This window comes from Micromonospora sp. R77, assembly GCF_022747945.1.
Lineage (GTDB): Bacteria > Actinomycetota > Actinomycetes > Mycobacteriales > Micromonosporaceae > Micromonospora.
In genome coordinates, this window is the sequence record NZ_JALDST010000001.1 from 5,574,748 (window position 1) to 5,598,570 (window position 23,823).

12 protein-coding genes and 9 pseudogenes are annotated in these 23,823 nt (G+C 76.7%); 16 read left to right on the forward strand and 5 right to left on the reverse strand.

The genetic code is table 11. The annotated features are described in order from the left end of the window. Positions 1–58: 58 nt before the first annotated feature. The 12 genes and pseudogenes from MRQ36_RS34695 to cobA all read left to right on the forward strand — a co-directional run. A pseudogene (locus MRQ36_RS34695) lies at positions 59–920 on the forward strand (VWA domain-containing protein); the annotation flags it as partial. After that, entirely contained in the window at positions 920–1,531 is a 612-nt protein-coding gene (cobO, locus tag MRQ36_RS25840) for a cob(I)yrinic acid a,c-diamide adenosyltransferase (protein ID WP_242799340.1), read from the forward strand. The pseudogene MRQ36_RS34695 and the gene cobO, both read left to right, overlap by 1 nt. Beyond that, positions 1,528–2,885 (forward strand): annotated as a pseudogene (locus MRQ36_RS34700) (cobyrinate a,c-diamide synthase). Before cobO ends, MRQ36_RS34700 begins: the two are co-directional and overlap by 4 nt. Next, positions 2,882–3,657, forward strand: a pseudogene (locus MRQ36_RS25850) (precorrin-2 C(20)-methyltransferase). Before MRQ36_RS34700 ends, MRQ36_RS25850 begins: the two co-directional pseudogenes overlap by 4 nt. After that, positions 3,654–4,487 (forward strand): annotated as a pseudogene (gene cobM / locus MRQ36_RS25855) (precorrin-4 C(11)-methyltransferase); the annotation flags it as partial. The pseudogenes MRQ36_RS25850 and cobM, both read left to right, overlap by 4 nt. A 55-nt stretch (positions 4,488–4,542) precedes the next feature. Continuing rightward, the gene (locus MRQ36_RS25860; protein WP_242799341.1) at positions 4,543–5,694 is read left to right on the forward strand and encodes a cobalt-precorrin-5B (C(1))-methyltransferase; all 1,152 of its coding nucleotides are present in this window, start codon (positions 4,543–4,545) and stop codon (positions 5,692–5,694) included. Continuing rightward, positions 5,682–6,947 (forward strand): annotated as a pseudogene (gene cbiE, locus MRQ36_RS25865) (precorrin-6y C5,15-methyltransferase (decarboxylating) subunit CbiE). Before MRQ36_RS25860 ends, cbiE begins: the two are co-directional and overlap by 13 nt. Positions 6,948–6,984: 37 nt before the next feature. Beyond that, a pseudogene (gene cobJ, locus MRQ36_RS25870) lies at positions 6,985–8,709 on the forward strand (precorrin-3B C(17)-methyltransferase). Next, a pseudogene (locus MRQ36_RS25875) lies at positions 8,697–8,864 on the forward strand (4Fe-4S binding protein); the annotation flags it as partial. The pseudogenes cobJ and MRQ36_RS25875, both read left to right, overlap by 13 nt. Before the next feature lie 17 nt (positions 8,865–8,881). Next, positions 8,882–9,964 carry a HoxN/HupN/NixA family nickel/cobalt transporter gene (locus MRQ36_RS25880; RefSeq protein WP_242799342.1) on the forward strand — a complete coding sequence of 361 codons (1,083 nt, stop codon included), beginning with the start codon at positions 8,882–8,884 and terminating at the stop codon, positions 9,962–9,964. Next, a complete protein-coding gene (locus MRQ36_RS25885) occupies positions 9,961–10,551 on the forward strand; it encodes a precorrin-8X methylmutase (RefSeq protein ID WP_242799343.1) in 591 nt (196 codons plus the stop codon). The genes MRQ36_RS25880 and MRQ36_RS25885 overlap by 4 nt, the downstream gene beginning before the upstream one ends. Then, positions 10,548–12,188 (forward strand): uroporphyrinogen-III C-methyltransferase, encoded by a 1,641-nt coding sequence (cobA, locus tag MRQ36_RS25890; RefSeq protein WP_242799344.1) that lies wholly within the window; start codon positions 10,548–10,550, stop codon positions 12,186–12,188. Before MRQ36_RS25885 ends, cobA begins: the two co-directional genes overlap by 4 nt. Position 12,189: 1 nt before the next feature. On the opposite strand, the gene MRQ36_RS25895 is transcribed toward cobA, so the two are convergent. The 4 genes and pseudogenes from MRQ36_RS25895 to MRQ36_RS25910 form a co-directional block, all read right to left on the reverse strand. Beyond that, a complete protein-coding gene (locus MRQ36_RS25895) occupies positions 12,190–13,137 on the reverse strand; it encodes a methanogen output domain 1-containing protein (protein ID WP_242801385.1) in 948 nt (315 codons plus the stop codon). A 218-nt stretch (positions 13,138–13,355) separates the two neighbouring features. Further along, positions 13,356–13,718, reverse strand: a complete 363-nt coding sequence (gene crcB, locus MRQ36_RS25900) for a fluoride efflux transporter CrcB (protein ID WP_242801387.1) — start codon at positions 13,716–13,718, stop codon at positions 13,356–13,358. Then, positions 13,690–14,202 (reverse strand): annotated as a pseudogene (locus MRQ36_RS25905) (CrcB family protein); the annotation flags it as partial. The gene crcB and the pseudogene MRQ36_RS25905, both read right to left, overlap by 29 nt. Before the next feature lie 116 nt (positions 14,203–14,318). Further along, positions 14,319–15,416, reverse strand: a complete 1,098-nt coding sequence (locus tag MRQ36_RS25910; RefSeq protein ID WP_242799345.1) for a hypothetical protein — start codon at positions 15,414–15,416, stop codon at positions 14,319–14,321. A gap of 182 nt (positions 15,417–15,598) precedes the next feature. Between MRQ36_RS25910 and paaK the strand changes: the two genes are divergently transcribed. Both paaK and paaI read left to right on the forward strand, forming a co-directional pair. Continuing rightward, complete coding sequence (gene paaK / locus MRQ36_RS25915; RefSeq protein ID WP_242799346.1) at positions 15,599–16,906, forward strand: phenylacetate--CoA ligase PaaK; 1,308 nt, start codon at positions 15,599–15,601, stop codon at positions 16,904–16,906. Between the two features lie 37 nt (positions 16,907–16,943). Continuing rightward, positions 16,944–17,327: a hydroxyphenylacetyl-CoA thioesterase PaaI gene (gene paaI, locus MRQ36_RS25920; protein ID WP_242801389.1), complete on the forward strand. Its 384-nt coding sequence runs from the start codon at positions 16,944–16,946 to the stop codon at positions 17,325–17,327. A 934-nt stretch (positions 17,328–18,261) separates the two neighbouring features. Here paaI and MRQ36_RS25925 read toward each other — a convergent pair. Beyond that, positions 18,262–19,731, reverse strand: a complete 1,470-nt coding sequence (locus MRQ36_RS25925) for an adenylate/guanylate cyclase domain-containing protein (protein WP_242799347.1) — start codon at positions 19,729–19,731, stop codon at positions 18,262–18,264. Positions 19,732–19,920: 189 nt separating this feature from the next. On the opposite strand from MRQ36_RS25925, the pseudogene MRQ36_RS34705 reads away from it, so the two are divergent. Continuing rightward, a pseudogene (locus tag MRQ36_RS34705) lies at positions 19,921–22,860 on the forward strand (helix-turn-helix transcriptional regulator). Between the two features lie 119 nt (positions 22,861–22,979). After that, entirely contained in the window at positions 22,980–23,750 is a 771-nt protein-coding gene (locus MRQ36_RS25940; RefSeq protein WP_242799350.1) for a DUF5995 family protein, read from the forward strand. Positions 23,751–23,823: the final 73 nt, after the last annotated feature.

Sequence of the window (23,823 nt, forward strand, 5' to 3'; positions counted from 1 at the left end):
GTCGGACGGCGACGGCCGGCCCGGCGGGACGCACCGGGAGACCGGGGACGACCGGGGGCGGGCGGTGGCCGTACCCGAAACGGGCTTGACCGCGCGGCTGCTCACCGCGCCCGGGGTCGGGGACGGCGTGCCGGGACGGCGGTCCCGGGCGCGTACCGGACGGGGCCGGACCACCGGGGCGCGGGTGCCGGCCGGCCGGCCCGGCGCGCTGCACCTGCCGGCCACCCTGCGTGCCGCCGCCCCGCACCAGGCGGCCCGCGGGCGGACCGCCGGGCCGCTGCGGCTGCGCCCGCACGACCTGCGCGAGGCGGTCCGGGAGGGACGGGAGGGAACCCAGTGCTCTTCGCGGTCGACGCCAGCGGGTCGATGGGCGCGCGGTCCCGGTCGGCGGTGAAGGGTGCCGTGCTCGCTCTGCTCACCGACGCCTACCAGCGCCGGGACAAGGTCGCGGTGGTGGCCTTCCGGGGTGCCGGCGCGCAGACCCTGCTGCCGGCCACCTCCTCGGTCCTCGCCGCCGCCACCCGGCTCGCCGAGCTGCCCACCGGCGGGCGCACCCCGCTCGCCGAGGGGCGCTCGCGGCGGCCGAGCTGCTGCGGGTGGAGCGGCTGCGCGACCCGAGACGCCGTCCGCTGGTGCTGGTCGTCACCGACGGCCGGGCCACCGCCGGCCCGCGCCCCCTCGACCGGGCCGCCCGTGCCGCCGCCGTGCTCGCTGCCACCGGGGCGCCCTGCGTGGTCGTCGACTGCGAGTCCGGTCCGGTACGCCTGCACCTCGCCCGCAGCCTCGCCACCCAGTTGTCCGCCCCGCTCCACCCGCTCGCCGCCCTCACCACCGCCGGAGACCCCGGCCGGGCACGTCCCCCCGCAGGGCCGCTGTCCGCTCCGATCCCGGTAGCCGCCTCGAACAGGAGTGCCGTCTGATGCCGCAGGGGAAGCCCAGCCACGTGCCCGTCGACGGGTTGACCACCCGGCAGCGACGGAACCGGCCGCTGACCATCGTCCACACCGGACAGATGAAGGGGAAGTCGACCGCCGCGTTCGGGTTGGCGCTGCGGGCCTGGACGGCCGGCCTGTCGATCGGGGTGTTCCAGTTCGTCAAGAGCGCCAAGTGGCGGGTGGGCGAGGAGAACGCCTTCCGCGCCCTCGGCGAGGTGCACGAGCGCACCGGCCAGGGCGCGCCGGTGGCCTGGCACAAGATGGGCGAGGGCTGGTCCTGGATCCAGCGCGGCGGCGAGGCCGACCACGCCGCCGACGCCCTCGAGGGTTGGCGGCAGATCCAGCGCGACCTCGCCGCCGAACGCCACGGCCTGTACGTCCTCGACGAGTTCACCTACCCGATGAAGTGGGGCTGGGTGGACGTCGACGAGGTGGTCGACACCCTGGCCGGCCGCCCCGGCTTCCAGCACGTCGTCATCACCGGCCGCGACGCCGACCCGCGCCTGGTCGCCGCCGCCGACCTGGTCGCCGAACTGACCAAGGTGAAGCACCCGATGGACGCCGGCCAGAAGGGCCAGAAGGGGATCGAGTGGTGAGCGGCCCGCCGGCGGCCGACGCGTGGGCGCTGCCCCGGGTGGTGGTGGCGGCGCCGGCCAGCGGGCACGGCAAGACCACCGTCGCCACCGGGCTGCTCGCCGCGCTGCGCCGGCGGGGCCTCACCGTCAGCCCGCACAAGGTCGGCCCCGACTACATCGACCCCGGCTACCACGCGCTCGCCGCCGGCCGGCCCGGCCGCAACCTCGACCCCTGGCTGGTCGGCGAGGAGCGGATCGCGCCGCTGCTGCGGCACGGCGCGAGCGTGCCCACCCCCGCCGACGTCGCGGTGGTCGAGGGGGTGATGGGGCTGCACGACGGTGCGGTCGGCCGACGCGGGTACGCCTCCACCGCGCACGTCGCCCGGCTCATCGACGCACCCGTGCTGCTGGTGCTCGACACCACCGCCCAGGGCCGCTCGGCCGCCGCCCTCACGCTCGGCATGCGGGCCTTCGACCCGGGCGTGCGGATCGGCGGGGTGGTGCTCAACCGGGTCGGCTCGCCCCGGCACGAGACCCTGCTGCGCGACGCGCTCGCCGAGGTGGGCGTACCGGTGCTGGGGGCGGTCACCCGGGCCGCCGAGGTCACCGCGCCGGCCGGCACCTCGGGTGGTGCCGGTCGCCGAGCGGGCCGCCGGTCGCTCGCCGTCGCCCGCCCTCGGCGACCTGGTCGAGCCCACGGACCTCGACGCGGTGCTGGAGCAGGCCCGGACCGCGCCGCCGGACCGTCGCGCCCTGGGACGCCGAGGCGGTCGGCGGCCCCGCCGGCACGAGCCGCCCGGTCGTCGCGGTCGCCGGTGGTCCGGCCTTCACCTTCTCGTACGCGGAGACCACCGAACTGCTCACCGCGGCCGGCGCAGACGTGGTCGTGGTCGACCCGCTGCGGGACCCGGCGCTGCCGGGCGGCACCCGGGCCGTGGTCGTCGGGGGCGGCTTCCCCGAGGTGCACGCCGAGGCGCTCGCCGCCAACGCCGGGCTCCGCGCCGACCTGGCCGGGTTCGCCGGTCCGATCGTCGCCGAGTGCGCCGGCCTGCTCTATCTCGGCCGGTCCCTGGACGGGGTGCCGATGTGCGGCCGGCTCGACCACACCGCCCGGATGACCGGCCGGCTCACCCTCGGCTACCGGGACGCCGTCGCCGCCACCGACTCCCCGGCCCACCGCGCCGGCGACCCGGTACGCGGCCACGAGTTCCACCGCACCGTCACCGACCCCGGCCACGGCGAGCGGCCGGCCTGGCGCTGGGACGGCGGCGCGCACGGCTTCGTCACCGGCGACGTGCACGCCTCCTACCTGCACACCCACTGGGCGGGTCACCCCCTCGCGGCCCGCCGGCTGGTCGAGGCGGCGAGCCGGTGACCGCATCGGACCCGGGCCGGCCCGTCACCCGCCCGGCCACCCTGACCGGGGTCGGGGTCGGCCCGGCGACGGAACTGCTCACCCTCAAGGCGGTCCGCGTGCTGGGCGAGGCGACGTGGTCTTCGCCCGGTGATGGAGCGGCCGCCGAGGGCGACGCGCCGCCCGGCCGTGCCGAGACCACCGTGGCCGCGCACGTGGCCGCGGACCGGCTGCGCCGGCTGCCGTTCGCCCTCGACGACCGGGGCGGGGTGACCGCCCGCGCCGACGGGCCTGGGACGCCGCCGCCGACGCGGTGGTCGCCGCGCTCGACGCGGGCGCCGCGACGCCTATCACGGTGGCCGGCATCGGCGACCCCAACGTCTACTCCACCTGCGGCTACCTGGCACACGGCGTGCGCGCCCGGCGCCCGGCGGTCGAGGTGCGCACCGTCCCCGGGGTGACCGCCATGCAGGAGCTGGCCGCCCGCAGCGGCGTGCCGCTCTGCGAGGGACGCGAGCCGCTGACCCTGCTGCCGGCGACGGCCAGGCTCGCGCCGGTCGCCGACGCCCTCGCCGGACCGGGCACGGTCGTGATCTACAAGGGCTGGCGCCGCCACCCGGCGCTCGTCGACGAGCTGCGCCGGGGCGGCCGGCTCGGCGATGCCGTGCTCGGCCGCTCGCTCGGCCTGCCCGACGAGTGGATCGGGCCGGTCGACGCCGCCGCCGACGACCTGCCGTACCTGTCGACGCTGCTGGTCCCGGCCCACCGGGACCGCCGGGGAGGAAAACTGTGACCAGCACCGGGAAGGTCTGGTTCGTCGGGGCCGGACCCGGCGCCGCCGACCTGCTCACCCTGCGCGCCGCGCGGGTGATCGCCGAGGCCGACGTGGTGATCTGGGCGGCCAGCCTGGTCCACGCCGACGTGCTCGCCCACGCCCGCCCGGACGCCGAGCTCGTCGACTCCTCCCAGCTGCCCGTCGAGGGGGTGCTGCCGCTCTACCGGCGGGCCGCCGCGCAGGGGCTGACCGTGGCCCGGATCCACTCCGGCGACCCGGCCCTCTGGGGTGCGGTGCAGGAACAGCTCGACCTGTGCCGGGCCCTCGACCTGGCGGTGGAGATCGTGCCCGGGGTGTCCTCGTTCACCGCCGTCGCCGCCCTCGTCGGCCGGGAACTGACCATCCCCGAGGTGGCCCAGTCGGTGATCCTCACCCGGCTGGAAGGCGGGAAGACGCCGATGCCGCCGGGGGAGCGGGTCCGCGACTTCGCCCGGCACGGCACCACCATGGCGCTCTTCCTCTCCGCCGCCCGCTCCGGGCAGGCGCAGGCCGAGCTGCTCGCCGGCGGCTATCCGGCCGACACCCCGGTCGTGGTGGCGTACCAGGCGACCTGGCCCGACGAGCTGGTGGTCCGCTGCGTCCTCGGCGAGCTGGCCGCCACCGTCAAGGAGCACCGGCTCTGGAAGCACACCCTCTTCCTGGTCGGCCCGGCGCTCGCGGCCAGCGGCACCCGCTCGCACCTCTATCACCCCGGGCACTTCCACACGCACCGCCGGGCCGAGCCGGCCGCCCGCGCCGAGCTGCGCCGGGCCCGCGCCGAGCTGCGCCGGGCCCGCGCCGACCGGCCACCCCGCCCACCGACGCCGCCGCCCCGGCCGCCACCGGCGGGGACGGGCCACCCCGATGACGTACGCCGAACCGCCGCTGCGCGAGCCGGACCTGCCGCGTACGGCGAAGGTCCGGCCCACCGCGCTGCGGACCGGCTGGACCACCGGCGCCTGCGCCACCGCGGCGACCAAGGCGGCCGTCACCGCCCTGGTCACCGGGGTGCCGCAGCGCGAGGTGGAGATCGGCCTGCCCGACGGCCGGCGGGTGTGCTTCCCGGTGGCCCGGTGCGAGTTCACCCCGCTGCCCGACGCGCACGCCGAGGCGGTCGTGGTCAAGGACGCCGGGGACGACCCGGACGTCACCCACGGCGCGCACCTGACTGCCACGGTCGGCTGGCGCCCGGGGACCGGGTTGACGCTGGACGGTGGCGACGGCGTCGGCACGGTGACGAAACCCGGGCTGGGCCTGGCCGTCGGCGGGCCGGCCATCAACGAGACCCCGCGCCGCATGATCGGGCAGGCGGTGGCCGAGGTGGTCGACCTGACCGAGGTGGGCGTCCGGGTGGTGATCAGCGTGCCGGACGGCGAGCGGATGGCGCGGAAGACCACCAACCGGCGGCTCGGCATCCTCGGTGGCATCTCCATCCTCGGCACCACCGGGATCGTCCGCCCCTTCTCCACCGCCTCCTGGCGGGCCAGCGTGGTGCAGGCGGTGCACGTGATGGCCGCCCAGGGGGAGCGGACCGTGGTGCTGTGCACCGGGGGGCGTACCGAGCGGGCCGCCCGGGTGCTCCTGCCGGAGCTGCCCGAGGTCTGCTTCGTCGAGGTCGGCGACTTCACCGGCGCGGCCGTCACCGCCGCCGTCGGCGACGGGATGACCGGGGTGGTCTTCGTCGGCATGGCCGGCAAGCTGGCGAAGCTGGCCGCCGGCATCCTGATGACCCACTACACCCGCTCGGCGGTGGACCTGTCGCTGCTCGGCGCGGTGACCGCCGAGGCCGGCGGCGACCCCGACCTGGTCACGGCGGTCACCGCCGCCAACACCGGGCGGCACGCGTACGAGCTGTGGGAGGCCGCCGGCCTGCTCGGCCCCGCCGGGGACCTGCTCTGCCACCGGGTCCGCCAGGTGCTGCTCCGCTTCGCCGGGCAGGCGGTCACGGTCGACGTGGCCATGGTGGACTTCGCCGGCTCCCGGGTCGTCGCCTCCTCCGGCCGGTGGGCCGCGTGACCGCTCCCGGTCCTGTGCAGGCCGTACCGGGGCCGTCCCGGGCGCTCGTCACCGTGGTCGGCGTCGACGCGGCCGGGCGGCCGGCGACCCGGTTCGTGCTCGCCGACGCCGGCCTGGTGGTGGGCGCGGCCCGGCACCTCGCCGCCGCGCCCGGTGCCGGCCGGCTGCGCCACCGTCGCCCTCGGTCCGCTCGCCCCCGCTGGACCGGCCGACCGCCGTCGCCGCCGGTGTCCCGGCCGTCGTGCTGGCCAGCGGCGACCCCGGACTCTTCGGCATCGTCCGGCGGCTGCGGGCGGCCGGCCTGCCGCCGGGTGCGCGGTGTCCAGTGTGGCCGCCGCGTTCGCCCGCGCCGGCCTGCCCTGGGACGGCGTCGCCGTGGTCACCGCGCACGGCCGGGACCCGCGAGCGGCGCTCAACGCCTGCGGCGCTGCCCGCCGTCGCGGTCCTCACCGCGCCGGGCGCCGACGTCCGCCGAGCTCGGGGCGGGCCGGTCGGCTGGGCCCGCCGCCTGCTGGTGGCCGAACACCTCGGCACCGACGCGGAACGGGTCACCTGGACGACCGCCGAGGAGGCGTCCGGCCGCCCGTGGGCCGACCCGCACGTGCTGCTCAGCCTCGCGCCGACCGTGTTTCGCCGACCCGGCCGGCCCCGACCGGGGTGCGACCGGCCCGGGGCCGGCCCGATGCGGATGGACAACCAGCCCGCCGCCGCCCCGCCCGGCGGCTGGGCGCTGCCCGAGTCCGCGTACACGCACCGCGACTCCATGATCACCAAGGCCGAGGTACGCGCCCTCGTGGTCGCCCGGCCGGCCCCGCCTCGGCCGCCTCGTCTGGGACGTCGGGGCCGGCAGCGGCTCGGTCGGCATCGAGTGCGCGCTCCTCGGCGCGGCGGTGGTCGCCGTCGAGCGGGACCCGGCCGCACCGGTCCGGGCCAACGCCGCCCGCCACGGCGTCGACGTCCGGGTGGTGACCGGCAGCGCACCGGCGGCCCTGGCCGGGCGTGACCCGGACGCCGTCTTCGTCGGCGGCGGCGGCACCGACGTGCTCGACGCCGTGGTGGCTGCCGCCCGCAGCCGGGTGGCGACCCTCGCCGCGCTGGACCAGGTCGCGCCCGCCGTGCAGCTGCTCCGGTCGGCCGGATACGCGGTCGAGGGCAGCCAGCTCGCCGCCGCGCGCCTGGCCGACCTGCCCGGCGGGTCGCTCCGGCTCGCCGCCACCAACCCCGTCGTCGTCCTCACCGGAGAGCGCCCGTGACCACCCCGACCCCGACCCCCGTCCCGCTCCCCGCCGCATGGGACTCGTCGCCGCGACCGCCGCCGGCCGGCGGCGCGCGGATCCTCGCCGCCGCCTGGCCGCACGCGCGCCCCGTCGACGGGGCGACCGTCGCCGACGCGCTCCGCGCCGCCTGGGCCGACTGCGACGCAGTGGTCGCCTTCCGGCCACCGGGGCGGTGGTCCGTGTCCTCGGGCCGCTGCTCGGCGACAAGCGCACCGACCCGGCCGTGGTCGTGGTCGACGAGGCGGCCCGGCACGCGATCGCGCTGCTCGGCGGCCACGCCGGGGCCAACGACCTCGCCGCCGAGGTCGGCGCGCGCTCGACGCCCGCCCCGTGGTCAGCACCGCGACCGACGCCGCCGGGCTGCCCGGGCTGGACACCCTCGGCTGGCCGGTCGAGGGCGCGGTGGCCGCCGTGACCAGGGCGATCCTCGACGGCGAGCCGGTCGAGCTGATCGCCGACGCCACCTGGCCGCTGCCCGCGCTGCCGCCGAACGTCCGGCTCGCGCCCACCCCGACCGGTCCACCGGCGTCGACCGGAACCGGGCCGGCCGGTCACCCAGTGCCGGACGGCGACGGGCACCGGATCCTGGTCACCGACCGGGTCGTGCCGGTGGACGACCGGACCGTGGTGCTGCGACCGCCGTCCCTGGTCGCCGGCATCGGCTCCAGCCGCGGCGCGACCGCCGCCGAGGTGACCGGCCTGCTGCACCGGGCGCTCGCCGACGCCGGCCTGAGCCCGGCCAGCCTCCGCTGCCTGGCCAGCGTCGACCTCAAGGCCGACGAGGCGGGCATCGTGGCCACCGCCGACGCGCTCGGCGTACCCCGATGGAGACGTCGACCGCCGCGGAGCTGGCGGCGGTCGACGTGCCGCACCCCAGCGAGGTGGTCCGCGCGGCGGTCGGCACGCCCAGCGTCGCCGAGGCCGCCGCGCTGCGCGGCGGCGGCGCCCTGCTGGTGCCGAAGACCGCGTCGGCGATGGCATGCGTCGCGGTGGCCCGGCACGCCCCGCGCGGCCGGCTGGCGATCGTCGGCCTCGGCCCGGCGCGGCCGACCTGCGCACCCCACGCGCCGTCGCCGAGCTGCGCCGGGCCGCCGTGGTCGTCGGCCTCGACCAGTACGTCGACCAGGTGCGCGACCTGCTGCGCCCCGGCACCCGGATCCTCGCCAGCGGGCTGGGCGCCGAGGAGGAACGGGCCCGCGCCGCCGTCGCCGAGGCCACCGCCGGGCACGCCGTGGCGCTGGTCGGCTCCGGCGACGCCGGGGTGTACGCGATGGCCAGCCCCGCCCTGGAGGACGCCGACGACCGGATCGACGTGGTCGGCGTGCCCGGGGTGACCGCCGCCCTCGCCGCGTCCGCGCTGCTCGGCGCGCCGCTCGGCCACGACCACGCCTACCTGAGCCTGTCCGACCTGCACACCCCGTGGGAGGTGATCGCCCGGCGGGTGGCCGCCGCCGCCGAGGGCGACTTCGTGGCGCTGCTCTACAACCCGCGCAGCCGCGCCCGGGACTGGCAGCTCGGCGCCGCGCTGACCACCTTCGCCGCGCACCGCCCACCGGACACCCCGGTCGGTGTGGTCCGCCACGCCAGCCGCCCCGGCGAGCGGGTGCACCTGGCCACCCTCGCCACCCTCGACCCGGCGCTGGTCGACATGTACAGCGTGGTCGTGGTCGGCAGCTCGCAGACCCGGGTGGTCGCCGGCCGGATGGTGACGCCCCGGGGCTACACGTGGCGGCGGTGACCATCGACGCCTGCCAGGGCTGCGGCGCCTGCCTGCTCACCTGCCCGGTGCACGCGATCCGCCCCACCCCCGACGGCCTGCGGGTGACCGACCGCTGCACCGGCTGCCTGGAATGCCTGGAGATCTGCCCCGTGGACGCCATCCGCGCCACCGGAGAAACCCGAGGAGAGCGATGACCGCCACCACCCCCACCGCCGCCGGCCCACCCACCGGCCGGTGGAGCCGCGCCGAGCGGGTACGCCTCGGCGGCATCGTCTGCGCCGTCGCCGCCCTGCACGTCGCCGGCGTGAGCCTCTACCTGTACTGGAACCACCAGCCGGTGGCGGCCGGCGGCCTCGCCGGGGCCGGCACCCTCGCGTACCTGCTGGGGGTGCGGCACGCCTTCGACGCCGACCACATCGCCGCGATCGACGACACCACCCGGCTGATGCTGCTGCGCGGCCGGCGACCGGTCGGCGTCGGGTTCTTCTTCGCCCTCGGGCACAGCGCGGTGGTGCTGCTGCTCGCCCTGGTGATCGGCCTCGCCTCGGCCCACTTCAGCGGGGCCGGCCTGGACCGGGTCCGCGAGGTCGGCGCCACCGTCGCCGTGGTCACCGCGACGCTCTTCCTGGCGCTGGTCGCGGTGCTCAACGCGGTGGTGCTGACCGGGCTGGCCCGGCTGTGGCGACGGCTACGGGCCGGCGCGCTCGACGAGTCGGAGCTGGACCTGCTGCTGCTCAACCGGGGCCTGCTGCACCGGGTGCTGGGCGCCCGCGCCCGCACGCTGGTCCGCTCCTCCTGGCACATGGCCCCGGTCGGGTTTCTCTTCGGCCTGGGCCTGGAGACCGCCAGCGAGGTGACCCTGCTGGCCCTGTCGGCCAGCACCGCGGCGGCCGGCGGGCTGCCCGTGCTGGCCCTGCTCACCCTGCCGCTGCTCTTCGCCGCCGGGATGTCCGCCATGGACACCGCCGACAGCCTGCTGATGAGCCGCGCCTACTCGTGGGCGTACCGGCAGCCGGCCCGGCGACTCTGGTACAACCTGGCGACCACCGGGATGACCGTGCTGGTCGGCGGCCTGGTCGCCAGCGTCTACCTGGCCGGGCTGCTCACCGACCGGTTCGGCGTCACCGCCCTCGCCGGGTACGCCTCGATCGCCGACCACTTCGAGCAGCTCGGCTACGCCGTGGTGGCGCTCTTCGTGCTGGCCTGGGGCGGCGCGGCGCTGACCTGGCGGCTGGCCGGCCTCGACCGCCGCCACGGGCGGGTGGACTCATGAGCCGGGTGGTGCATCCGATCGAGGCCGAGTCCTACCGGATCCTGCGCTCCCGGGTCGACCTGTCCCACCTGCCGCCGCTGAGCCGGGCGGTCACCGAGCGGGTGGTGCACGCCAGCGCCGACCTCGACTACGTCACCGAGCTGGTCTGCGACGAGAGCGCCCTGGCCGGTGGGCTGGCCGCGCTGCGCGCCGGCGCCCCAGTCGTCACCGACGTCTGGATGGTCGCCGCCGGCATCACCGGCCGGGAGGTCGTCTGCCCGGTCGCCGAGCCGGCCGCCGCCGAGCTGGCCCAGGCGGCCGGACTGACCCGCTCGGCGGCGGCGGTGCGGATCGCGTACGAGCGGGTCGGCCCCGGCGCGCTCTGGGTGGTCGGCTGTGCGCCGACCGCGCTGGTCGAACTGATCGCCCTCGACGTCGCGCCCGCGCTGGTCGTCGGGCTGCCGGTCGGCTTCGTCGGGGCCGCCGAGTCCAAGGCCGCGCTGCGGGCCGCCGGCCTGCCCGCGGTGTCCAACGTGGGCGAGAAGGGCGGCTCCGCGGTGGCCGCCGCCGCCCTCAACGCCCTGCTTTATCTCAAGGAGACGCCATGAACCCGGACCGCACCCCGCTGCTCATCGTCGGGCACGGCACCCGCAGCGCGCCCGGCGTGGCCCAGTTCGCCGCCCTGGTCGACCGGATCCGCCGCCGGGGCGTCGTCGACGACGTCGAGGGCGGCTTCATCGAGCTGTCCCGCCCGCCGCTGACCGACGCGGTCGGCGCGCTGGTCGCGCGGGGCAGCCGGAACCTGGTCGCGCTGCCGCTGGTGCTCGCCGCGGCCGGCCACGGCAAGGGCGACATCCCGGCCGCCCTCGCCCGGGAGAAGCAGCGTCACCCGGGCTTGCGCTACGCCTACGGCCGGCCGCTCGGGCCGCACCCGCTGCTGCACGACGTCCTCGCCGAACGGATCGACACGGTCCTCGACGGCGACGACCGGGCCGGCACCTGGGTCGCGCTGATCGGGCGCGGCTCCACCGACCCGGACGCCAACGCCGAGGTCGCGAAGGTGGCCCGGCTGCTGTGGGAGGGACGCGGCTACGCGGGCGTCGAACCCGGGTTCATCTCCCTCGCCGAGCCGTCCGTGCCGGCCGTGCTGGAGCGGCTGCGCCGGCTCGGCGCCCGCCGGATCGTCGTCGCGCCGTACTTCCTCTTCGCCGGGGTGCTGCCGGACCGGATCGTCGCGCAGACCACCGCATACGCGGGGGAGCACCCGGAGCTGGACGTGCGGGTGGCCGACCTGATCGGCGACTGCGACCCGCTCGCCGACCTGGTGCTGCAACGGCACGCCGAGGCGCTGCGCGGGGACATCCGGATGAACTGCGACACCTGCGCGTACCGGGTGGCGCTGCCCGGGTTCGCCGACAAGGTGGGCCGGCCGCAGACCCCGCACCACCACCCCGACGACCCGGCCCACGGCCACGGACACCACCACGACCACCACCACGAGCCGGCGCTGCGGCCCGGCCAGGTCGCCGTCGTGGGCGGCGGGCCCGGCCCCGACGACCTGATCACCGTACGCGGGAAGGCGCTGCTCGACGCCGCGGACGTGGTGGTGGCCGACCGGCTGGCCCCGACCGGCCTGCTCGCCGGGCTGCGCCCCGAGGTGCTGGTGGTGGACGCGGCGAAGAATCCCCGCGGCCCGTCGATGGGTCAGGACACCATCAACGACACCCTGGTCGCGCACGCCCGCGCCGGCCGGCGGGTGGTCCGGCTCAAGGGCGGCGACCCGTACGTCTTCGGTCGCGGCCACGAGGAGGTGCAGGCCTGCGCGGCGGCCGGGGTGCCCACGGTGCTGGTGCCCGGGGTGAGCAGCGCGGTCGCCGCGCCGGGGATGGCCGGCGTGCCGGTCACCCACCGGGGCGTCGCCCACGACCTCACGGTGGTCTCCGGTCACCTGCCGCCCGGGCACCCCGACTCGCTGGTGGACTGGCCGGCGCTGGCCCGCGCCCGGGGCACCGTGGTGCTGCTGATGGCGGTGGACACCATCGACAAGATCGCGGCGGTACTGGTCGAGCACGGCCGCGACCCCGGGTCCCCGGTGCTGGTGGTGCAGGACGCCGGGCATCCCGGCCAGCGGACCCTGACCGGTCGACTCGACGAGGTCGGTGCCCTGACGGTGCGGGAGGAGGTAAGCCCGCCGGCGGTCTTCGTGCTCGGACCGGTGGTGGCGCTGCGCGCCCCGGCGGGCTGACTCAGGAGCCGTCCCGGTAGTGGTGGCCGCCCGGGTTGGCCCGGGCGGCCGCGCCGAGCAGCACGGTGACCCGGCACTCCGGGTCACCGACGGCGATCCGCTCGTCGAGCAGGACGACCGCCTCGCCGTGGCTGCGGGCGGCGATCCCGCCGAAGACGCTGGAGGTCATCCGGCACAGGGCCGGGGCCCGCCGGACGGTGTCACCGAACGGGCACTGCCGGTTGCCCAGCACGATCCGGTCCTCGCCGACGGCGATGACGTGGAAGCCACCGCCGATGGCCGACTTCAGCCGCAGGTAGCACTCGGCCACCTGCTCGGCGGTGAGCCGTCCGACCACCTCCCGGGCCCGCCGGTACTCCTGCTCCATCTGACCGCCGACGGTGGCCCCCACCTGGGCGACCATCCGCTCGGCGGCGGCCGGGCCGTGACCGTTCTCGGCGGTACGCGCCAACTCCACCACCAGCGCCCGCAGGAACGACTCCCGGCCGAACCCGTCCGGGCCGGCCTCGTCGAGGCCGGGCAGCGGGTTGACCTGCCGCAGCGGCGGGTCGAAGGACGGCTCCACCCGGCGGGTCACCGGCAGCACGGTGTGGATCCGCTTCCCGGCGCCCCGCTTCGCGACCACCGCCAGGTCGGCGGCGAGCCGGGACACCAGCCACAGTCCCCGCCCGCGGAGGCTGTCGGCGTCGGGCAGCGCCAACTCCTCGACGTCGAGGGCCGCGCCCAGGTCGTGCACGATCAGTTCGGGTCGGGGCGCCGACCAGTCCAGCGTCACCCAGATCGGTCCGCCGGCGTGCTCGACCGCGTTGCCGAGCAACTCCGAGACGATCAGCCCGGCGTCGTCGAAGTCGTCCGGCTGCCCGGCCCCGTGCCGGCGCAGGAACGCGGTCAGCTCGACGCGTAACAGGCTGGCGTTCAGGGCGTCCGGCGGGGCGAGCAGCCAGTCCATTCCGCCACCTCGATCCTGGTGTCGTGCCGCCCGTCCTGCGGGTCCGCGTCCGAGGTCACCGGGTCGGACGACCCGCGGGATGTGACCGGCGCGCGACCTTCTGGTGATCGCCACGTCACGGTCACCATACGCCTTCTCCCCGGCGGTGCCGGAGTGACCGCCGTCATGGTGTTCCGCCGGGGGCCGGGTCGGCGGGTGCGGGCGACGCGGGCGGCGGCTCAGCCGGTCACGGCGTGCGTGACGGCGTAGCCGAGGGCGGCCGCGCCCAGCCCGGCCACCACGCTGAGCAGCACGTTCGCCAGGGCGTGGCGGTGGGCACCCTGCCGGGTCAGGCGCAGCGTCTCGTAGCTGAGCGTGGACCAGGTGGTGAGCGCGCCGCAGAAGCCGGTGCCGACCAGCGCCGTCACCGCGGGAGCGGCCGGGATCGCGGCGACCGCGCCGAGCAGCAGCGAGCCGACCACGTTCACGGTGAGCGTGCCCCACGGCAAGGGCGAGTCGTGCCGGGCCTGCACCGCCCGGTCGGTCAGGTAGCGCAGCGGCGCGCCGAGCGCCGCCCCGAGCGCGACGAGCAGGACGGTCACCGGGCGACCCGGGCGGCGTGTCGGCGGGCCAGCAGCCGGGTCGTCGCCGCGTCGCCCACCCAGACCGCCAGCAGCGCCCCGACCAGGGTGGCGGCCAGGTACGCGAGCCCGGTGCCGGCGGCCCCGGCGGCGACCGCCCGCTGCACGTCCACCACGTACGTGGAGAAGGTGGTGAAGCCGCCGAGCACGCCCACGCCGAGGAAGGGTCGGACCAGCGGGCCGGCCGGCCGGCTGGCGAGCACCGCCATCAGCACACCGATCAGCAGGCAGCCGGTGAGGTTGACGCCGAAGGTGGCCCAGCCGAAGCCGGTCACCGGGTGCGGGAACGCGGCCTGCGCGCCGGCCCGGGCCAGCGCGCCGCACCCGCCCGCGGCGATGGCGCCGAGCACCGCCGCCGGGTGGGCGGTCAGCTCGCCCCGGTCGGCCGGCACCCGCAGATGACGTCGGGGTCGATCCGAGGTTCTGGTGACACGGCACCTCCCAGCAGGACGGCCAGCACGGGCCGGGACCGTCGCCGGTTCTCCCGGCCGAACGCCGCCCACCGCCGGTGGGGCCCGACATAACCCGCTGCCCGCACCCCGGTCGCCACCCTGCCCGCGGTCACCTGCGGAACTCCCGGCCGGCCGCCGGCAGGCGGCCGCTACGGCCGGCGCGCGGCACCGGCCGGGCGGCCGGCCGCCGAGCAGCGCGCCCTCGAGCGCGGTGAGCGTGATGATGCCCGCCACACTTCCGGCGTCCGAAGGATCCCGTCGGCCACCGCCAGCCCCAGCAGCCCGCCCCGACCGCGGCGGCGAAGACCGCCCCGGCCAGCGGCAGCCGCAGCGGCGCGTCGGCGCCGCGGACCGCGTCCAGCCGGGACAGCACCAGGTCCGCGACGAACCCGCCGAGGACCGCCGCCACCGCGGCCACCAGCTGCGGCCGGGGGAACTCGAACATCACCATGCAGAACAGGGCCGGCCCGGCGACGATCGCGGTGGCCGCGCCGAGCGTCCCCCGCCGCCGGTGGGCCAGCAGGAACGGCACGCCGAGGGCCATCGTGGTGATCAGGTACGCGTCGACCCCGAGGATCGCCGACTGCTGCGCGCCGGCGATGCCGATCGGGTGGGTCGGCGCGGCGGTGAGGAACGCCGTCGAGTGATTGATCAGGATCGTCGGCGCGGTCACGCCCAGCGTCAGCGACGCCACCCCGGTCACCGACCGCAGCCCGCCCTCGCCGCCGGCCCACCAGGAGCGCAGCGGACTGGTCAGCAGCAGCACCGCACCACCGTCGAGCAGCAGGTGACTGGGGCTGAACCCGGCGTCCAGGCCCACCTCCACACCGAGCGTCTCGTGCCACACCATGTCCGCCAGCCCACCGGCGAGGAAGACCACGACACCGAGCGCGCCCACCCGGTAGCCGGCCGGCCAGCCGTCCCGCCACCAGCGCGGCGCCACGTCCCGGCGCTGGTACGCCAGCCAGAACGTCCACGCCGCCGTGCCGGTGAAGCCGGCGTAGAGCAGACCGTGCCACGGGGTGAAGAAGCCCTCGATGGTCTCCACGATGTTGGCGTGCGCCCAGCCGTCGGAGAGGGCGCCGCCGATCAGGCACGCCCCCAGCAGCACGGTGACCAGGTCCTCCCGCCGGCTGGCCGGGGGCACCGCCACCCGGTCCACCCGCCCGTCGCCCCGCACCGTCCGCGTCGTCCCGGTCCCCGTCATGCCCCGCAGCCCCCCGCTCCTCGGCAGCAACTCTCCGCCATTCTGCCGTGTCGGTGCGTGAGCATCGACGCTGGGCTCTGCCGCCCACCGTGACCTGACAGGCCCGCCGGTGCGGGCGTACGGTACGCAGCATCGCCCGACGCCGCGGCCGCGTCGCCGGGCGCGCCGAGCAGGAGGCAACCGTGCAGGACCGCACCCCTCGACCCGAGGAGCTGGAGCCCGTCGAACGGGCCGGTGTCGACGAGCTGCGGGCGTTGCAACTGGACCGGCTGCGCCGGTCGCTGCGGCACGCGTACGACAACGTGCCGCACCACCGGCAGGCCTTCACCGCCGCCGGGGTGCACCCCGACGACTGCCGGGAGCTGGCGGACCTGGCCCGCTTCCCGTTCACCGGCAAGGCGGACCTGCGCGACAACTACCCGTTCGGCATGCTGGCCGTGCCCCGGGAGCGGGTCGCCCGGTTGCACGCCTCGTCCGGCACCACCGGCCGGCCCACCGTGGTCGGTTACACGAAGGACGACCTGGCCACCTGGGCGCGACTGATGGCCCGCTCGATCCGGGCGGCCGGTGGCCGGCCCGGCGACCGGGTGCACGTCGCGTACGGCTACGGCCTCTTCACCGGGGGGCTCGGCGCGCACTACGGCGCCGAGGAGCTGGGCTGCACGGTCATCCCGGTCTCCGGGGGCATGACCGAGCGGCAGGCGCTGCTGATCCGCGACTTCGAGCCGGATGTCGTCATGGTGACGCCGAGCTACCTGCTGGCGATCGTGGACGAGCTGGAACGCCAGGGCGTCGACCCGCGCACCACCTCGCTGAAGGTCGGCATCCTCGGCGCCGAGCCGTGGACCGAGGACATGCGCCGGGAGATCGAGGAGCGCCTCGACATCCACGCGGTGGACATCTACGGCCTGTCGGAGCTGATGGGCCCCGGCGTGGCCGTGGAGTGCGTGGAGACCAAGGACGGCCCGCACCTGTGGGAGGACCACTTCTATCCGGAGATCATCGACCCGGTGACCGGCGCGGTGCTGCCCGACGGCGAGCGGGGCGAGCTGGTGCTGACCTCGCTGACCCGGGAGGCGATGCCGGTGGTCCGCTACCGCACCCGGGACCTGACCCGGCTGCTGCCCGGCACCGCCCGCCCGATGCGCCGGATCGAGAAGATCACCGGCCGGACCGACGACATGATGATCGTCCGAGGGGTGAACGTCTTCCCGACCCAGATCGAGGAGCTGATCCTGCGGCTGCCCGCGCTGTCGCCGCACTTCCAGTGCGTACTGGACCGGCAGGGCCGGATGGACACCCTCACCGTCCTGGTGGAACGCCGGGCCGGGGCGCCGGCCGACCAGGCCGAGCGGGCCGGCGCGACGCTGGTGGAGCAGGTCAAGAGCACCATCGGGGTCAGCGTCACGGTACGGGTGATCGAGCCGGACGGGGTGGAGCGGTCGATGGGCAAGATGCGCCGGATCGTCGACCAGCGGCGGGGCCGCTGACGTGGCGGCGCAGGACGGCCGCAACGCGGCGTACGCGATGTTCGACGCGGACGTGGCCTCGAAGGGCCTCGGCATCGAGCTGGTCTCGGCCGGCGACGGCGCCGCGGTGGCCCGGATGCGGGTCACCCCGGCGATGCTCAACGGTCACGCCATCGGCCACGGCGGTTTCGTCTTCCTGCTCGCCGACACCGCCTTCGCGCTGGCCTGCAACAGCCACGGCCCGGTGACGGTGGCCGCCGGTGGCGAGATCAGCTTCCTCCGCCCGGTGCGGGAGGGGGACCTGCTGGAGGCCCGGGCCACCGAGCGGACCCGCTACGGCCGCAGCGGCATCTACGACGTCACGGTCTGGCGGGACGACGAGGTGGTCGCCGAGTTCCGCGGCCGCAGCCGGACCCTCGCCTCCCGCACCGACGCCAGCTGACCCCCCGGCGCCGCGCCGCGCCGCGCTGCTCGCCCCGCCCCGGCCTTCGCTCAGGATCGCGCTGAAAGCAGGAAGTAGTGGCATCCGAGCGCCTACGAGGCCACTGCTTCCAGGATCGAGCACGATCTTGGGAGGCCGTCCGAGGCAAGGCCGTCCGGGGCGAGGAGGGCCGGGGCGAGGCGATGCGTGGCGGGGAACGGTGGGCGGCGGCTGGCCGGATCGGCCAGCGAGTCTGTTCGGACGTGGTCGCACGGTAGAACGGTCGGCCACCCGGACCCTCCGCGGACCGCCGGCCCGGGAAGCCCGACGAGCGTCCCCGCTCGTGCCCCGCCCTGGCGGGCGAGCGTCGACGGTGGTGCCGCGTCCCGCGCAGCGAGCGTCAACGGTGGGGTCGTCTCCCGCCCGGCGAGCGTCGCTGCTCGTGCTCCGCCCCGGCGGACGAGCGGCAACGGCAGGGCCGTGTCCCGCGCGGCGGGGGTCAACGGCGGTGCCGTGCCCGCGCGGCGAGCGTCGGCGCTCGTGCGGCACCCCGGCGGACGAGCGTCAACGGTGAAGCTGTGTTCCGCGCGGCGGGCGGCAACGGTCGGGCCTCGTCCCGGCCGGCGTCGACGGGCCGGAGACCCTCGGGCGTGACCGACTCGCCGGTCGCCACCTTCGACCTCGGCCGCCTCCCGGAGTGGACGACCAGGCCCACCCTCCGACGCGCGCTGCCCGGGTGCTGCCGGCGGGCGTACCGTCGCGGACGGCGCGCGGTAGCCGGTCCCGGGCCACCCGGGCCACCGCCGGGTCGGCGGGCAGATCGCCACCGGCGGCGGTCGGGCGCAGCAGCCCCTCGGCGACGAGTCCGCGCAGGACCGGGTGGCCCGGCCGGAGCCCAGCCGAGCGAACGTTCGATTGCCGGCGCGGTGACGGTCCACGAGGCTGGCGGCCGCCATCAGCACCGCCCGCGACACTCGTCGAGCCGGTCCAGCCGGGCGTCGACGACGCGGCGTACGTCTCCGGGACCGTCCGGCGGGCCGCCCGTCGCACGCGGCGACGTACGCCGCCGCCACGCCGGGGTTCCCGGCGACCAGCGGCAGCAGCGCCCCGGCCAGCGCGGCCGGGCGGCCGGCCCGGTCCAGCAGGTGTCGCAGCAGCCGCCCGGGTCGACGGCGCGCAGCCGGGGACGCGACACCCGCCGGCACCGGTCGGCGGCGTGGGCAGCAGGTCCGCCCAGCCCGGTCCGTGGGTGGCGACGACCGCGAGCGGCAACCGTCGCCGGCCGCCGTCGCGAAGAGACCGTGCAGGAACCGGTTCGCGGGTGCCGCCCGGTCCAGGTCGTCCACCGCCACCACCACCGGCCGGGCGGCGGCCAGTTCCAGCAGCACGCCGCCACGCCTCGGCGCCGGGGCGCGCGGCGGTGTCGTCGTCCGGGGCGGCGAGCAGGTCGGCCAGCGCCGGCACCGCCGCCGCCCGCGTCGTCGGGTCCAGCCGTCGAGCGCGCGACGAGCCGCCGGCGGACGGTCGCGGCCGGGTCCGTGTCGCGGATCCCGGCGAAGCCGCGGACCATGTCCGCCAGCGGTGCCAGCCGTCCCTGCGGGTACGGCGGGCAGTGCGTGACGCACCAGCGGACCTCGGTGCCCTCCACCGTGGGCACCGCCCGGGCCAGCTCGTGCAGCAGCCGGCTCCGGTGGCTGCCGGTGGCCCGACCAGCGACACCCAGCGGGGCCGACGGTCGCGGACGGCCCGGACGATCTCGTCGGCGGCGGTGGAGAGCCCCGACGCCGGCCGACCAGCGGGCCGTGGTGCCGGGCGGGCGCGGCCGGGCCGGGCCGGTGACCCGCCAGACGTCCAGCGGTTGGGCCTTGCCGGTGAGCGTCATCGTGGCGAGCGGACGCTGCTCCACCAGGCCGGCGGTGGCCCGCCGGGTGGTCGGGCAGACCACCACGGCACCGGGTGGGGCGCTCCGCAGGCGGGCCGCGGTGGTGAGCACCGCGCCGCTGGCCGCCCCGTGCCCCCCGTCGCGGATGCCGGCGACGTCCACCAGCGCCTCGCCGGTGGCCACCCCGACCCGCACCCGCAGCCGGGTGCCGGCGGGCATCCGCCGGTCGACGGCCTGCTGGATCTCCAGGCCGGCCCGCACCGCCCGGTACGCGTCGAAGCCGTCGGAGCCCCCCGCCCCGAACAGCGCCACCACCGCGTCACCGATGTACTTCTCCACCACGCCGTGCCACCGGCGCAGTACCCCCGCCACCGCGCCGAAGTAGGCGTACTGCAGGGTCCGCACGTCCTCCGGGTCGAGCCGTTCGACCAGTCCGGTGGAGCCGACGATGTCGGCGAAGAGCACGGTGACGGTCCGCCGCTCCTCCGGTACCGGCCAGTGGGCCGAGGTGGCGGCTCCCGCCCCGGTGACGATAGTGGACATTGGCTTCGCCCCTTCCCCCCGTGTGTGCCTGACGACCTCCGGAGACTTTCACCACCGGGTCGTCGGGGGATCGGTAGGACGACGTATGTCGAGCACCCGCAACCTTTGGTCGCGAAGTTGACGCGAGGAGTACCACAAGGGCCCTGAGCCCGTAGAGCGGCCAGGGAACCTGTGATTAGGCTGCGTGCCATGGCCAGCGATGTGGACAGCGCACCGCTCGTCGGCCGTGCCGACCAGCTCACGAAGCTGCGGTCGGCGCTGCTGGACGACCTCGGGCCCGGGCACACCGCGGCGGTCTTCCTCACCGGCGAGAGCGGGGTGGGCAAGACCCGGCTGCTGCGCGAGGTGACGGTCGAGTTGCGCGGCGCGGGCGCCCTGGTGCTCACCGGCTCCTGCCTCGACATCGGCGACGCGTCCCCGCTGCACCCGCTGCTGCAGGCGCTGCGCCGCTTCGACGCCGAGTTGACCGCCGCACAGGCCCGGACCTCCTCGGCGGTGCGCGGCCTGTTGCAGCTGTTCGCCGAGGAGACGCCGGGACCGGACGGCGCGGGCGCGCTGCTGGAGCGGGTCTCCCGGGGGCTGCACCTGATCGCCGCCGGTCGGCCCCTGGTGCTGGTCCTGGACGACCTGCAGTGGGTCGACCGGAGCACCCGGCAACTGCTGCTCTATCTCCTGGCCGGCCTGGGTGACCTGCACGTGTCCGTGCTCGCGGCGATCCGCGCCGAGTCGCTGCAGGGCGCCCACCCGCTGCGCCGGGTGCTCACCGAGCTGCGCCGGCTGCGGTCGGTCCAGGTGCTCGACCTGACGCCGCTGGACCGCGCCGACACCGACCGGTTGGCCGCCGCGGTCGTCGGCGCGCCGCTGTCGGCGGAGGCGGCCGACCAGGTGTGGCAGCGCAGCGGCGGCAACCCGTTCGTGGTCGAGGAGCTGGCCCGGGACCTGCGCGACGGGCGTGACGGGCTCTCCGACACGCTGCGCGAGATCTTCCTGGCCCGGGTGGACGCGCTGCCGGAGCACGCGCACGCCGTGGTGCACGCGGTCGCGGTCGGCGTCGAGCCGGTCGGGCACTGGCTGCTGGGGCAGGTGGTCCGGCTGCCGGAGGAGGAGCTGATCGAGGCGGTCCGGGCGGCGGTGGCGCACCGGCTGCTGGTCGGCGCCGACGACGGTTACCGGCTGCGGCACCGGGTGGTCGCCGAGGTGCTGCCGCACGAGCTGTTGCCGGCCGAGCGGGCGGCGCGCACCGCGGTACGCCGAGGCGCTGACCACGGCGCCGACCGAGCTGCACCGGACGCGCTGGCGCACCACCGGCGGCTGGCGGGCGAGCGGCCTGGGCGCTGCCGGCCGCGATGGCCGCCGCCCGCGAGGCCGAGCGACTGCACGGGTACGCCGAGGCGCACCGGCACTGGTCGGCGGCGTTGCAGCTGGCCGCGGTCAGGCACCGGGCGGCCCGACCGACACCGACCGGCTTGACCCCACGGCCGTACGCAGCTGCTGGAGCACGCCGCCGAGGCGGCCCACCACTGCGGCGAGCACGCCCGCGCGTTGGCCCTGCTGGAGGAGCTGGCCGGGGACCCGGCCGGCCACCGGCCTGTGCCCTGCACATCCGGCGGGCCCGTTCCTCGCCGCCGCCGGCCGGTCCGCCCTCGCCGAGGCGGAGTACCGGCGTCGCTGGCGGCCGCCGACTGCGCGTCCCGGGAGCGCGCCACCGCCGCCGCCCATCTCGCCGAGCTGCTGCTGCACCTCGGCCGGTACGCCGAGGCCGGCGCGCAGGCGCGCGAGGCGCTGGAGTTGGCCGCGGCGGTGGAGGGTTCCGCGTCGGAGGTGGTGCTGGCCAGCGCCGCGCTCGGGTTCAGCGAGGCCTACCTGGAGGACCCCGAGGCGGGTCTCGCGGTGATGCGGCAGGCTCTGGACACCGCTGAGCGGTCCGGCCGGCCGGAGGACGTGGCCTGCGCCTACCTGCACCTGGCCGAGTTGCTGACCGGGCCGCTGAACATCCTGGAGGAGGGGGTGGTGGTGGCCCGCCGGGGCGCGGAGCGGGTCGCCGAGCTGGGGTTGGGGCGCACCTGGGAGACCCGGCTGCTGGCGATCGCCACCAACGGGCTGTTCCGGGTGGGGCAGTGGGCCGAGGCGGAGAAGGTGGTCGCGGCGGCGCTGCGGCACCGGCCCTCCGGCGCGGACGCGGTGGAGCTGCTGCTGGCCCGCTGCCGGCTCTCCGTCGGGTACGGCGACGTCGAGGCCTCCGACCGGGACCTGGAGGCGGTCGCCACGGTGCTGGCCGGCGGGGGCGCCCGGCACGTGCTGCCGATGCTGATCCTGCGGGCCGGGCTGGCCATGTGGGAGGGCCGGCACGACGTGGCCCGGCAGGCCGTCCAGCGGGGCCTGACCGAGAGCCGCTCCGACGACGTGATCGTCCTGGCCACCCTGGCCTGGCACGGGCTGCGGGCCGAGGCGGAGGCGCACGCCAGCCGCACCGTTGCGGTGGACGAGACGGCGGTCCGCCGGCTGCGCGACGTGGTCGACCGGGTACGCCGCAAGAGCACGCACGCCGCCCGCCCGGTGCGCTACATCGTGGACGGTTTCCTCGCGCTGTGCGAGGCCGAGGTGAGCCGCCTCGACGGCCGGGGCGACCCGGAGCTGTGGGCCCGCTCGGTGGCGGAGTGGGACCGGCGTCAGCACCCGTACCCGGCGGCGTACTCGCGGTTGCGGCAGGCCGAGGCGCTGCTGGCCCGGCGCAGCCGGGTGGCCACCGCGGGCAAGCTGCTGCGCCGGGCGCACGAGATGGCGCAGGCGCTGGGCGCGGTGCCGTTGAGCAGCGAGATCCGTATCCTGGCCGGCCGGGCCCGGGTGGCGCTGCCGGACCGGCCGGGCGACCCGGTGCCGGTCCGGACGCCGACGCGGGCCGTGGTGGCGGTGGCCGAGCCGGCCGTCGACGAGCTGGCCGTGCTGACCGCCCGGGAGCGGGAGGTGCTCGCCGCGGTCGCGGAGGGACTGACCAACAAGGAGATCGGCCAGCGGCTGTTCATCAGCGAGCGGACCATCGGCGTGCACGTCTCGCACATCTTCGACAAGCTCCAGGTCCGCACCCGGGTGCAGGCCAGCGCGATCTTCCTGCGCAACCGGGCGGACTAGACGTACGACGGGACGCGCCGAATACGTCGTTCTACTGATCCGGCGCGGTGACGCCGGCTGGCAGGCTGTCCGGCGTCACCCGGTGGTGCTCGGCCCACCTCGACCACAATGGAGGAGAGATGACCGAACCGGTCTGGGGTCCCGTGCACCAGGACATCGCCGGGCTGCTCGCCGATCACCCGGCGGACGTGCCGGCGGTGGTCGACCACCTCACCAAGCTGCAGGACCTGCTGGTCCGGATCCCGCCGCTGGAGGCGAGCTGCCCGCTCGCCGACTTCAACAAGCTCTATCTGGTCATCACCAGCACCGTCCTGGACGGCCTCTACGACGACCGCTTCGCCGACCCGGTCTTCCTGGCCCGGCTGGACGTGGAGTTCGCCGCCCGCTACTTCGACGCGTTGCGGTTCTGGACCGAGTCGAGTCCGAGCACCCCGAAGGCGTGGTCCTGCCTGTTCCACCGGATGCGTGGCCCGGACGCCCGGCCGCTGCCCTCGGCCGCCGCCGGGGTGAACGCGCACATCAACTTCGACCTGCCGTTCGCGCTGGTGACCACCTTCGACAGCCTGGAGTCCGAGCCGGTCGACCTCAGCGACCAGCACCGCGACTACCTGGAGATCAACAAGATCTTCGCCGAGCGGATCCCCGAGCTGCGACGCGGCTACCTGGACCACTGGCAGCTCATGATCGACATGGTGAACGGCGAGATCGACGACTGGTACCAGGGCGAGTTGGTCGAGTACACCCGGAACGTGGCCTGGCGCAACGCGCAGAAGATCTGGCGCTGCCGGCACGACCCGGAGGCCCGCGAGTGTGAGCGGACGCGGCTGGACGACAACGCCGCGCTGCTCGGCCGGCTGTTGCTGTCGCCCCTCGGGGCGTTCCTGCAGTAGCCGGGACGGGGGGTCCCCGCGTTCCGCCGGCGCCGGCGGAACGCGGGGACACCGTCGTGCGGACGGCCCGCCC